Below are 12,064 nucleotides of genomic sequence, written 5' to 3'. Positions count from 1 at the left end.
TTTGTACCTGAAGATTGACGCAGCTCTTGCGCGGGTATTCAGGCTTCCAGTGTTTGTGTATCCCAATGCCCGGCCTTGATCGCCTCGTACAGCATGCCAATCGTCAATGGCACTTTGCGTTCCCGGCCTTTGGCATTGCGCTTGAGGTGCGGGTCGTTGCCGGCCGGTTGAAAATAGCGGTAGGCATCGTAGTCGGCCAATTCCAGGCTGAAGTGCTGCTCCAGGGTTTCCATCAAGTGCTGGGCATCGCTGCCGTTGCACGCCAGGTCGATGTTGATCGAGGTCTTCAGGCTGACGGTCTTGTGTTCTGGCAGGCCGATTTCTTCGTGCAGCACCTGCATCAATTCGCGCAGGGTGTGAGAGTCCGGGAGGTCAGAGGCGAGTTTCATGGGCACGAGTCCTTAACAGAATGCGCCCAGTACAGCGCAGTCGCGTAGTCGCTGTCGAGGTACGAGGCTGCTATCGGGCGCGAAGCGGCCGTAAACCTGAGCACGGGGAGGGCCGCAGCCTCGCGCAGCTACACCGGTCTCAATGCCCGAACAATGGCAGCCGACGCTGTATCATCCCCTCTCAATTTACCCGCGACCTTTTCTCGATCTGCGCGCTAGCCTTTTGCGCTGTGCAACGGTCAATGGAGTGACAGTCATGTACAACACCCTGGAACAGGTATTCGGTTATCCACAGTTCAGAGCGGGCCAGGAAGCGGCGATCAGCGCTGTGCTGGCCGGGCGTTCGGCGGCGGCGATTTTCCCCACCGGCTCAGGCAAGTCGTTGTGCTATCAACTGCCTGCTTTATTGCTGCCCCACCTGACGCTGGTGGTGTCGCCACTGCTGGCGCTGATGCAGGATCAACTGGCGTTTTTGCAGCGCCACGGCATTGCCGCCGCCAGTATTGATTCGGCGCAGAGCCGCGACGAGGCCAATTCGGTCATGGCCCGTGCCAAGGCGGGAGAGTTGAAGATTCTGATGATTTCGGTCGAACGCCTGAAAAACGAGCGTTTCCGACATTTTTTGCAGCAAGTACCCCTGTCTCTGTTGGTGGTGGATGAAGCGCATTGCATTTCCGAATGGGGCCATAACTTCCGTCCGGACTATTTGAAGCTGCCGGACTACCAGCGCCAGTTCAACATCCCACAAGCCTTACTGCTAACGGCCACGGCGACGCCGAATGTGATCGCTGACATGCAGGCCAAATTCGCCATTGCCGAGACGGATGTCATCACCACCGGTTTTTACCGCGCCAACCTCAATCTGTGGGTTGAACCCGTGACCGGTACCGCCAAGCGCCAGCGTCTGGTGCAGTGGATGGGCGAGCGCAGCGGCCAGCCGAGCATTGTTTACGTCACGCTGCAAAAGACCGCCGAACAGATCGCGCAACACCTCAACCAGCACGGCATCAGTGCCAATGCCTACCACGCAGGTTTGCCCCACGATCAACGCGAAAGCATTCAGCGCCAGTTCATGGGCGGGCAACTGAACTGCATCGTCGCCACCATCGCCTTTGGCATGGGGATCGATAAGAGCGACATTCGCAACGTGGTGCATTTTGACTTGCCCAAATCGGTCGAAAACTACAGTCAGGAGATCGGTCGGGCCGGGCGTGACGGCCAGCCTTCGGACTGCCTGGTGCTGGCCAATCGCGACAGCCTGAACGTGCTGGAGAACTTTGTGTATGGCGACACACCGGAGCTGCAAGGCATTCGCTGTGTATTGGAAGAATTGAAGGCGGCCATTGCCCAAGGGGAGTGGGAATTCATGCTCTTGCCTTTGGCCGATCAGAGCAATATTCGTCAGCTACCGCTCAAAACCTTGTTGGTGCAACTGGAACTGCGTGGCCTGATTGCGCCGCGTTACGCCTATTTTGCCGAGTACCGTTTCAAATACCTGATCGAGCCAGACGCGCTGTTGGCCAGGTTTGAGGGCGAACGCCGGGATTTCGTGAGCGCCATTATCCAGACGTCCAGCCGTGCCCGTACGTGGGCGACGGTCAATTTCGACGCGCTTTATGCACAGCATCAGGCAGAGCGTAATCGGGTGGTCAAAGCCCTGGATTATTTCCAGGAGAAAGGCTGGATCGAGCTTGAAAGCAAGCAGATGACAGAGGTCTACAGCCTGCTGGTGAGCGACGTTGACGTGGACGCCTTGAGCGTTGAGTTGCACCGCTACTTCACGGCCCATGAGCAGGGCGAGATCGAGCGGATTCACGCGATGTTGGCCTTGTTTGCCAGTGAGACCTGCCTGAGCTATCGCCTGGCGCATTACTTTGGCGACGTGCAGGCACCGCAACAGTGCGGGCATTGTTCGGTGTGCGCAGGCCACGTGGCGCAATTGCCTGAGCCTCCCGCGCTGGCGCCGCTTGTGGATAAAAACTTCGAAGCTTTGTGCGACGCGTTTATCCACAGGCACCAGGCGTACGCGGGAAGTTATCCCCCGGCTGAACGGGTGACCCGATTCTTGTGTGGCATCAGTGTGCCGATGTTCACCAAGATGAAAGCCCGGGCGATTCCCGGTTTCGCCGTGCTGGAAAACTATCCCTACGCAGCGGTGCGTGACTGGGCGGCGGTGCATTTGCAGGCCATGTAAACCCAGCAATTACGCACAAAAAAGCCAGCCCCCTTGGTGGGGGGCTGGCGTTAGCGCGTTACATCAAACGATGTCTTTGTAGGTTGCCGGGTTGTAGGCCAGGCTCTGTGACAGACCGGCTGGCGGCACATACGGAGCGCCTTTGATGGCGCTAAAGGCGATGCCTTTACTGCCCAGCGAGGCGTAACGTTCGTTTTTCTCCGACTCGGTGATCTTTGTGTAGGAGTACTTGTGCATCGCTGCGTATTTCGCGTCGTCGCTCACGATGGCTTTGTGCTGGGTTTCCAGATCTGCCGCTGACAGGCTCAAGCGCTTGTCCAGTGGCACGCCCCAACGGGTCAGGCACATTTCTGCGAAGTGACGCACCACCACTCCCGGCTCAGCCAGCACTTTCGCGCCTTTATCACCATCAGCCGCTGCGTTGCCCACCAAAGTGGCGTGACGCCCGGCCATTGGGTAGATGTGTACGCGAGTGTTGGAGGCCGTTTCTGGAACGACGCAAGAAAACCCTTTAGAGCGTTCATCACGAGCAAAAAAGCCTACGTACTCCTGAACGTTTTTACCCAGTTCAACCCGTGCATTCTGGAAGTTCATTGGGCCTGGCACCGGGTCCACGGCGAAGATATTGACCGGGACGTTTTTCAGCTCATTGTCGTTGAGCATGGCGTTGGCCAGCATATGGCAGCTCACCGCGCCACGGCTCCAGCCCACCAGGTTGACCTGGGTCGGAATCACGCCGTCCTTGCGGAAGGTTTTGATCAGTTGCTCTTGCAACTGTTGCTGGGTCACGGCGCGGTTGCCGTAATCGTATTTGCGCCACATCCACGAACCGGTCACGGTCACATCTTCGATGGGAATGCCGGCCGCTTTGAGGCGGTTGTATTCGGCTTCGGTGAGTTTCTCGCGCTGCCATTCACACTTGCCTTTGAGAATGCTCAGCGCGTGCTTGACGTTCTCTTCCCAGCCTTTGCCGAACAGGCTGCCGGTCATGCCGTATTCCTTGTTCTGCACGAACATCTCATCGGCTTGCAAGTTGCCGCTGCCTGGACCGTCGACGACGATCCATTCGGCAAATTCACGGCCTTTGCTGTGGGCGGCCAGTGTCGAAATCAGCTCGCCATTCCAATAGTTTTCATGGGTGGCATCGAACTTGGTGGAACCGGTGCCGCAGAAGTAAACAGTTACTGTAGTCACGATAAATCCTTGCGTTCATTGGAGAGAACACAAGGTAACTGTCGGCAAAATCGCGTATCAGAAGGAGAAATTACCGCGATAGGAAGCGATTCCAATGAGGCCTGTAGTCGCTGACGAGTAACACGAGGCTGCGTCCGGGCGCGAAGCGGTCGTAAGGTCATTCAACCGCATTCATCGGGTTTATGATCACAGCGCACTCAGACGTCGCCTTCGGCAACTACTACCCCAATTTGCGTGTAGTCGCTGACGAGTAACACGAGGCTGCGATCGGGCGCGAAGCGGTCGTAAGGTCATTCAACGCGGTGCCGCAGACATCCCGCATTCATCGGATTTACGGTCGGTTCGCAATCGGACGTCGCCTTCAGGAACTGCTACCCCACCAGCTCCTTGAGCACACGAGTAAAGTCGCGGCAGCTGTCGACTTCGTCAGCGTGATGGCCATCGCGTATCACCCACTGGCCATTAACCAGCACATCACGCACCTGACGGTCGCTACCGGCAAACAGCCAGCGATTGAGAATGGCGTCACCCTGGGCTGTGGCCAGGTAGGGATCGTTACCGTCGAGTACCAGCCAATCGGCGCGCTGACCCACTGCCAGCCCGCGGACCGGCTGGCCCATTGCCTGCGCGCCTCCGGCCAGTGCCGCGTCAAACAGCGTTCGGCCGACCATAGGTTGGTCGGCGCGATACACGCGGTTGCGGCGCTGGTCGCGCAGGCGCTGGCCGTATTCCAGCCAGCGCAGCTCTTCAACCACGCTCAACGACACATGACTGTCCGAGCCGATGCCCAGGCGGCCGCCTTGGGCCAGATAATCTACCGCCGGGAAAAGTCCATCCCCCAGATTGGCTTCCGTGGTCAGGCACAACCCGGCTACGGCCTGGCTGTTAGCCATCCGCGCTACTTCCGCCGCATTGGCATGGGTGGCGTGCACCAGGCACCAGCGTGAGTCGACGTCAACGTTGTCATACAGCCACTCAATCGGACGTTTGCCGCTCCAGCTTAGGCAGTCGTCGACTTCCTTTTGTTGCTCGGCGATGTGGATATGCACCGGGCAGGTGCTATTGCTGGCGCTCAGCACGTCGTGGATTTGCTGCGCAGTGACCGCGCGTAAGGAGTGAAAACACAGCCCCAGCGCTTGGGCCGGTTGTTGGGCTATCAGCGGTTGTAACTGTTGGTGAAGTTGCAGGTAGTGCTCGGTGCTGTTGATGAAGCGCCGCTGGCCCTCACTTGGCGCTTGGCCACCAAAACCGGCGTGGCTGTACAGCACCGGCAGCAGGGTCAGACCAATGCCTGCGCAGCGGGCGGCTTCGCTGATGTGCAGCGCCAGCTCGGCGGGGTTGGCGTAAGGCCGCCCAGAAACATCGTGATGCACATAATGAAACTCGGCCACCGAGGTGTAACCCGCCTTGAGCATCTCGATGTACAGCTGGCGCGCGATGACGCCTAGCTGTTCAGGGCTGATTTTTCCGACAAGGCGATACATCAAATCGCGCCAGGTCCAAAAACTGTCATTGGGGTTGCCAGCCACTTCGGCCAAGCCGGCCATCGCGCGTTGAAAGGCGTGAGAATGCAGGTTTGGCATGCCCGGCAGCAGCGGGCCGTGCACGCGTTCGGCGCCAGAGGCGTCGGTATTGGCTTCAAGGCTCAAGAGGAGGCCATCCTTGCCGACCTCGATTCGGACATTGGTCGCCCAGCCTGTGGGTAACAGCGCACGCTCGGCAAAGAAGACGGACATCGGTTGGGTACCCCATTGTTTGTTATTTGTATATACATATACAGACGTTTGCCTGCTCGGTAAACTCCGGCAAGCTACGCCTCTTTACTCTTCAACAAGGATTGCCTGTGCCGACTCCGCCTGCCGTGAACCCGCTGGCTGCCCAGATGGGCGACAGTCCGGCGCCCCTGTACGCCCGTGTGAAACAGATGATCACTCAGCAAATCAAGAGTGGTAACTGGCCGCCGCACCACCGCGTCCCTTCCGAGAGTGAGCTGGTCAGCCAATTGGGCTTCAGCCGTATGACCATCAACCGCGCCCTGCGTGAAATGACCGCCGACGGCCTGCTGGTGCGTATGCAAGGTGTGGGCACCTTTGTGGCCGAACCCAAGTCCCAATCCGCACTGTTTGAAGTCAACAACATCGCCGATGAGATCGCCGCCCGCGGCCATCAGCACAGTTGCAAAGTCATCAGCCTGGGCGAAGAAGCGGCAGGCTCTGAACGTGCAGCGGTGCTGGACATGCGTGAAGGGCAAAAAGTCTTCCATTCGTTGATCGTGCATTACGAGAACGGCATTGCCGTGCAAATAGAGGACCGTTTCGTCAACGCGCAAGTGGCGCCGGACTACCTCAAGCAGGATTTCACTCAGCAAACGCCTTACGCCTACTTGTCTCAAGTCGCACCGTTGACGGAAGGCGAGCACGTGGTCGAGGCGATTCTGGCTGACCCCAAAGAGTGCAAGTTGCTGCAAATTGAGCCGGGCGAGCCTTGCCTGCTGATTCGCCGTCGTACCTGGTCGGGGCGCCAGCCGGTCACAGTGGCCCGTTTGATTCATCCCGGCTCCCGCCATCGCCTTGAAGGACGTTTCAGTAAATGAACGAATTGACTGTCTTACGCGCCGCTGATTACCCGCGCATGCCGTGGAAAAACGGCGGCGGGAGCACCGAAGAAATCACCCGTGACGCAGGCGAAGGTCTTGAGGGTTTTGGCTGGCGCCTGTCGATTGCCGACATTGGCGAGTCGGGCGGGTTTTCGCGCTTTGAAGGCTATCAGCGAATCATTAGCGTGCTGCAAGGCGCAGGCATGAACCTGCAAGTGGACGGGCTACACACGCGTGCCTTGTTACCGTTCGATGCCTTCGCCTTTAGGGGTGAAAGTGCGGTGAGCTGCACGTTAATAGATGGCCCGATCCGCGACTTCAATTTGATCTATGCCCCCAACCGTTACAGCGCGCGCCTGCAATGGCTGGATAGTGTTACACCGCAGCGTTTTTTCAGCGCGGCGCACACGGTGCTGGTGTTCAGCGCCAGCGAGCAAGTGCACGTGGGTATCGGTAACACTCAGCACCAACACCTGGGCCGTTACGATTGCCTGCGACTGAGCAATGACGGTGCGTTGCTGGAAATCACCGTGACGGGCCGCTGCTGCGTGATCGAATTAAGCCCCACCTGAAATCCCCCGCGTTGGCGTTGCCGAAGGCTGCGAGCTTTTGATCGTCTAAAAAATCGCAGCCTTCGGTAGCGCCTACGCAATTTGTTACCGAACGCCCCAAAACAGCGCAAAAACCCGTTTCCGTAACATCCCATCGCTTGCCCCTCCGTTGTCTGTGCAATCCCCCTCCGTTGCTCAGCCCTCTATTTTCGGGGCCTCCAAGAGTTTCATGCTGCGAATCCTCACGTTGGCCGCTTACTTGCATATGCTTGTATGTACAAGTACATAAGTATGCGTCTGCCCATTGCTGAGGAGTTACCCGTGACTTCAACTACACCCCAATCGCCTGCCGAGTTCACCCGCCACCGTGACGGTGAAATCCGCGCTGCCCGAGGCACCCAACTCACGGCTAAAAGCTGGATGACCGAAGCCCCGTTGCGGATGTTGATGAACAACCTCGACCCGCAAGTGGCCGAGAACCCGACCGAGTTGGTGGTGTACGGCGGCATTGGGCGTGCGGCGCGCAACTGGGAGTGCTACGACAAAATCGTCGAAAGCCTGACTCACCTCAATGACGACGAAACCCTGCTGGTGCAATCCGGCAAACCGGTCGGCGTGTTCAAAACCCACAGCAACGCACCGCGTGTGCTGATTGCCAACTCCAACCTGGTGCCGCATTGGGCTACGTGGGAGCACTTCAACGAACTCGACGCCAAGGGTCTGGCCATGTACGGGCAGATGACGGCTGGTAGCTGGATTTACATCGGTAGTCAGGGGATTGTGCAAGGAACGTACGAAACCTTCGTTGAAGCCGGTCGTCAGCATTACAACGGCAGCCTCCAAGGCAAGTGGGTACTCACCGCCGGCTTGGGCGGCATGGGCGGTGCGCAGCCGTTGGCCGCTACGTTGGCAGGCGCGTGCTCGCTGAACATCGAGTGCCAGCAAAGCCGCATCGATTTCCGTCTGGCCACGCGCTATGTCGATGAGCAAGCGACTGATCTGGATGACGCGCTGGCACGTATCGCGAAATACACCGCAGCAGGCAAAGCTATTTCTATTGCCCTGTGTGGGAACGCTGCTGAACTGCTGCCAGAAATGGTGCGCCGTGGTGTACGCCCGGACATGGTCACCGATCAGACCAGCGCTCACGATCCGCTCAATGGCTATCTGCCCAAAGGCTGGACTTGGGAGCAATACCGCGACCGTGCCGTGACCGATCCGGCAGCGGTGGTCAAAGCGGCTAAAGCCTCGATGGGTGAACATGTCGAAGCGATGCTGGCGTTTCAGAAGCAAGGCATTCCGACTTTCGACTACGGCAACAACATTCGTCAGATGGCCAAAGAAGTCGGTGTCGAAAACGCCTTCGACTTCCCTGGATTTGTACCTGCTTATATCCGCCCCCTGTTCTGCCGCGGCGTAGGTCCATTCCGCTGGGTCGCGCTCTCGGGGGACCCGGAGGACATCTACAAAACCGACGCCAAGGTCAAAGAACTGATCGCCGATGATGCGCACCTGCATAACTGGCTGGACATGGCCCGCGAGCGCATCAGCTTCCAGGGCTTACCCGCGCGTATTTGCTGGGTCGGCCTGGGCCAACGCGCCAAGTTGGGCCTGGCCTTCAACGAAATGGTGCGCAGCGGCGAACTGAAAGCGCCGATCGTGATTGGCCGCGACCACCTCGACTCCGGCTCGGTGGCCAGCCCCAACCGCGAAACCGAAGCCATGCAGGACGGTTCGGATGCAGTCTCCGATTGGCCCTTGCTCAACGCCTTGCTCAACACCGCGAGCGGTGCGACCTGGGTCTCCTTGCACCACGGTGGCGGAGTGGGCATGGGCTTCTCGCAGCATTCGGGGATGGTCATCGTCTGTGATGGCACCGACGAAGCGGCCGAACGTATCGCCCGTGTGTTGCACAACGACCCGGCTACCGGTGTGATGCGCCATGCCGATGCGGGCTACGACATCGCCATCGAGTGCGCCAACGAACAGGGCCTGAACCTGCCGATGATCAACGGTTAAACCACGACACTCGGTAGGCGTGAGCACGGCTCGCGCCTACCTAAAACAAGATCGTTTCAAACGGCTTCTACTATTTATCAACACACGTGAAGGAGTATTAACGTGCTTGAGCTAAACCTGATCCCCGGCCAACTGAGCCTTGCCCAGCTGCGTGACATTTATCAGCAGCCTGTGGCCCTCACGCTGGACGAAAGCGCCTCGGCGCAGATTGACGCCAGCGTGGCGTGTGTTGAACAAATTTTGGCTGAAAATCGCACCACCTACGGTATCAACACCGGTTTCGGTCTGCTGGCGTCGACCAAAATCGCCAGCGCGGACCTCGAAAACCTACAGCGTTCGCTGGTGTTGTCTCACGCGGCAGGCATTGGCGAACCGATCAGCGATGATCTGGTGCGCCTGATCATGGTGCTCAAGGTCAACAGCTTGAGCCGTGGTTTCTCCGGTATTCGTCGCGTGGTGATCAATGCATTGATCGCGCTGATCAATGCCCAGGTTTATCCGCACATTCCGCTCAAAGGTTCAGTGGGCGCATCAGGTGATTTGGCGCCCTTGGCGCACATGTCGCTGGTGCTGCTGGGCGAAGGCAAGGCGCGCTACAAAGGTGAATGGCTGGACGCACGCACTGCGTTGAAACAGGCCGGTCTTGAGCCGCTGACCTTGGCCGCGAAAGAAGGTCTGGCGCTGCTCAACGGCACGCAGGTGTCCACCGCATTTGCTCTGCGCGGGTTATTTGAAGGTGAAGACCTGTTTGCCGCCGCGATGGCGTGCGGAGGTTTGACCGTTGAAGCGGTGCTGGGTTCGCGCTCCCCGTTTGACCCGCGCATTCATGCGGCGCGTGGTCAGCGGGGGCAAATCGACGCCGCCGCGATTTACCGCGACTTGCTGGGTGAAAGCAGTGAAGTGTCGTTGTCCCACAAGCACTGCGACAAAGTTCAAGACCCGTATTCCCTGCGTTGCCAGCCGCAAGTCATGGGCGCGTGCCTGACTCAGTTCCGTCAGGCCGCCGAAGTGTTGGGCATTGAAGCCAACGCCGTGTCGGATAACCCGTTGGTGTTCGCCGAGCAGGGCGATGTGATTTCAGGCGGTAACTTCCACGCCGAGCCGGTGGCAATGGCCGCCGATAACATGGCCTTGGCCATTGCTGAGATCGGCTCGCTGAGCGAGCGCCGTATTTCGCTGATGATGGACAAACACATGTCGCAATTGCCGCCCTTTTTGGTGGGCAATGGCGGGGTCAACTCCGGCTTTATGATTGCCCAAGTGACTGCCGCAGCGCTGGCCAGCGAGAACAAGGCGTTGTCGCATCCGCACAGTGTGGATAGCATTCCTACGTCGGCGAACCAAGAAGACCACGTGTCTATGGCACCTGCTGCGGGCAAGCGTCTGTGGGAAATGGCTGAAAACGTGCGCGGCGTACTGGCGGTCGAGTGGCTGGCGGCGTGTCAGGGCCTGGATTTGCGCGATGGCCTGAAAACCTCACCCAAGCTCGAAATCGCCCGCACCACGTTGCGCGACAAGGTCGCGTTCTATGAGAAGGACCGTTTCTTCGCCCCGGACATTGAGGCGGCCATGCAGCTGCTGGCGTCGCGCTGCCTGAATGCGCTGGTGCCTGCGCAAATTCTGCCCAGCCTGTAATCACAACGTCGCAGAGGGCTTTGGCCCTCTGTGCGGCTGTGTTCGCCGACAAAAATAATTAAGGACGCGCGAAATGCACAAGCAAGCTCAAGGTTTGAAGCGCGGGCTATCGGCTCGCCACATCCGTTTCATGGCGCTGGGTTCAGCGATTGGGACGGGACTGTTCTACGGTTCTGCCGCGGCCATCCAAATGGCCGGGCCTGCGGTATTGCTGGCGTACCTGATCGGTGGCGCGGCAGTGTTCATGGTGATGCGCGCACTGGGCGAAATGGCCGTGCGTGATCCGGTTTCCGGGTCGTTTGGGCATTACGCCAGCACTTATCTAGGGCCGATGTCGGGTTTCATCCTCGGGTGGACCTACGCCTTCGAGATGATCATCGTGTGTTTGGCCGATATCACCGCGTTCGGTATTTACATGGGGTTCTGGTTCCCTGACGTCGCGCGCTGGATTTGGGTACTGGGCATTGTGCTGCTGATTGGCGGCCTGAACCTGTGCAGCGTCAAAGTCTTTGGTGAAATGGAGTTCTGGTTGTCGCTGCTCAAGGTCGCGGCCATCGTGGCGATGATTTTGGCCGGTTTCGGCATCATGCTGTTTGGGATCGGCAGCGCGGGCAGTTCGCACGCATCCGCCACCGGGATCAGCAACCTGTGGTCCTTTGGCGGGTTCATGCCCAACGGCGTCGGCGGTTTGATCGCTTCGTTTGCCGTGGTGATGTTTGCTTTTGGCGGCATCGAGATCATTGGTATTACAGCCGGTGAAGCCAAAGACCCACAACGCGTGATCCCGAAAGCCATCAACGCAGTGCCATTGCGTATTTTGCTGTTCTACGTGTTGACCCTGTTTGTACTGATGGCCATTTACCCGTGGACGCAGATCGGCACGCAAGGCAGCCCGTTTGTGCAGATTTTTGACAGCCTGGGCATCAGCTCGGCGGCGACGATCCTCAACATCGTGGTGATTTCAGCCGCAGTGTCTGCCATCAACAGCGATATCTTCGGCGCGGGTCGCATGATGTTTGGCCTGGCTCAACAAGGGCAGGCGCCTAAAGGCTTCGCGCAGATCTCACGCCACGGTGTGCCCTGGATGACGGTGTTGGTCATGGGCGTGACGCTGCTGGCAGGCGTGGTGCTCAATTACCTGATCCCGCAAGACATCTTCCTGATCATCGCCTCGATTGCGACTTTTGCGACCGTCTGGGTATGGTTGATGATTCTGGTCACGCAAATGGCCATGCGCCGTTCGATGAGCGCTGAAGAAGTGGCGCAGCTCAAGTTTCCGGTGCCGTTCTGGCCGTATGCTCCGATTGCAGCCACAGTCTTCATGGTGTTTATCTTTGGCGTGCTGGGTTATTTCCCTGACACCCGTGCGGCCTTGATTGTCGGCGTAGTCTGGATTGCATGCTTGGTTGTGGCTTACCGGTTGTGGGTAAAGCCGGTGGCCAAACTGGCGGTCAAACCGCAGGTTGAATTGTCCTGATCCCAACGT

At 58.6% G+C, this 12,064-nt stretch carries 9 protein-coding genes; 6 read left to right on the top strand and 3 right to left on the bottom strand.

What is annotated here, in order from left to right; genetic code table 11:
• Positions 1 to 38 precede the first annotated feature (38 nt).
• Complete coding sequence (locus tag TU86_RS12340) at positions 39 to 389, bottom strand: DUF1493 family protein (protein ID WP_048364590.1); 351 nt, start codon at positions 387 to 389, stop codon at positions 39 to 41.
• Positions 390 to 645: 256 nt separating this feature from the next.
• Between TU86_RS12340 and TU86_RS12335 the strand changes: the two genes are divergently transcribed.
• The gene (locus tag TU86_RS12335) at positions 646 to 2,583 is read left to right on the top strand and encodes a RecQ family ATP-dependent DNA helicase (RefSeq protein WP_048364589.1); all 1,938 of its coding nucleotides are present in this window, start codon (positions 646 to 648) and stop codon (positions 2,581 to 2,583) included.
• A gap of 63 nt (positions 2,584 to 2,646) precedes the next feature.
• Here the strand turns inward: TU86_RS12335 and TU86_RS12330 are convergent, their stop codons facing one another.
• Both TU86_RS12330 and TU86_RS12325 read right to left on the bottom strand, forming a co-directional pair.
• A complete protein-coding gene (locus tag TU86_RS12330) occupies positions 2,647 to 3,777 on the bottom strand; it encodes a hypothetical protein (protein WP_048364588.1) in 1,131 nt (376 codons plus the stop codon).
• 371 nt (positions 3,778 to 4,148) lie between these two features.
• Entirely contained in the window at positions 4,149 to 5,513 is a 1,365-nt protein-coding gene (locus TU86_RS12325) for a formimidoylglutamate deiminase (RefSeq protein WP_048364587.1), read from the bottom strand.
• 146 nt (positions 5,514 to 5,659) lie between these two features.
• Here TU86_RS12325 and hutC point away from each other — a divergent pair, with 146 nt between their 5' ends.
• From hutC to TU86_RS12300, 5 genes are all read left to right on the top strand, one after another.
• Positions 5,660 to 6,370 carry a histidine utilization repressor gene (gene hutC, locus TU86_RS12320; protein WP_173426985.1) on the top strand — a complete coding sequence of 237 codons (711 nt, stop codon included), beginning with the start codon at positions 5,660 to 5,662 and terminating at the stop codon, positions 6,368 to 6,370.
• Positions 6,367 to 6,945 (top strand): HutD/Ves family protein, encoded by a 579-nt coding sequence (locus tag TU86_RS12315; protein ID WP_048364585.1) that lies wholly within the window; start codon positions 6,367 to 6,369, stop codon positions 6,943 to 6,945. The genes hutC and TU86_RS12315 overlap by 4 nt, the downstream gene beginning before the upstream one ends.
• Positions 6,946 to 7,215: 270 nt before the next feature.
• A complete protein-coding gene (hutU, locus tag TU86_RS12310; RefSeq protein WP_088500062.1) occupies positions 7,216 to 8,943 on the top strand; it encodes a urocanate hydratase in 1,728 nt (575 codons plus the stop codon).
• A gap of 102 nt (positions 8,944 to 9,045) precedes the next feature.
• Positions 9,046 to 10,578, top strand: a complete 1,533-nt coding sequence (gene hutH / locus TU86_RS12305) for a histidine ammonia-lyase (protein WP_048364584.1) — start codon at positions 9,046 to 9,048, stop codon at positions 10,576 to 10,578.
• A gap of 73 nt (positions 10,579 to 10,651) precedes the next feature.
• Positions 10,652 to 12,055 carry an amino acid permease gene (locus TU86_RS12300; RefSeq protein WP_048364583.1) on the top strand — a complete coding sequence of 468 codons (1,404 nt, stop codon included), beginning with the start codon at positions 10,652 to 10,654 and terminating at the stop codon, positions 12,053 to 12,055.
• Positions 12,056 to 12,064: the final 9 nt, after the last annotated feature.

The sequence above is a fragment of the Pseudomonas weihenstephanensis genome (genome assembly GCF_001043055.1).
In the GTDB taxonomy this organism is placed as follows: domain Bacteria; phylum Pseudomonadota; class Gammaproteobacteria; order Pseudomonadales; family Pseudomonadaceae; genus Aquipseudomonas; species Aquipseudomonas weihenstephanensis.
This window is presented reverse-complemented; position numbering and strand designations above follow the sequence as displayed.

Bases quoted from the DNA above. Each gene is read 5' to 3' on its own strand.
- TU86_RS12340 (WP_048364590.1), bottom strand. From the start codon at position 389: ATGAAACTCGCCTCTGACCTCCCGGACTCTCACACCCTGCGCGAATTG.
- TU86_RS12300 (WP_048364583.1), top strand. From the start codon at position 10,652: ATGCACAAGCAAGCTCAAGGTTTGAAGCGCGGGCTATCGGCTCGCCAC.
- TU86_RS12315 (WP_048364585.1), top strand. From the start codon at position 6,367: ATGAACGAATTGACTGTCTTACGCGCCGCTGATTACCCGCGCATGCCG.
- TU86_RS12325 (WP_048364587.1), bottom strand. From the start codon at position 5,513: ATGTCCGTCTTCTTTGCCGAGCGTGCGCTGTTACCCACAGGCTGGGCG.
- hutC (WP_173426985.1), top strand. From the start codon at position 5,660: ATGGGCGACAGTCCGGCGCCCCTGTACGCCCGTGTGAAACAGATGATC.
- hutU (WP_088500062.1), top strand. From the start codon at position 7,216: ATGCGTCTGCCCATTGCTGAGGAGTTACCCGTGACTTCAACTACACCC.
- TU86_RS12335 (WP_048364589.1), top strand. From the start codon at position 646: ATGTACAACACCCTGGAACAGGTATTCGGTTATCCACAGTTCAGAGCG.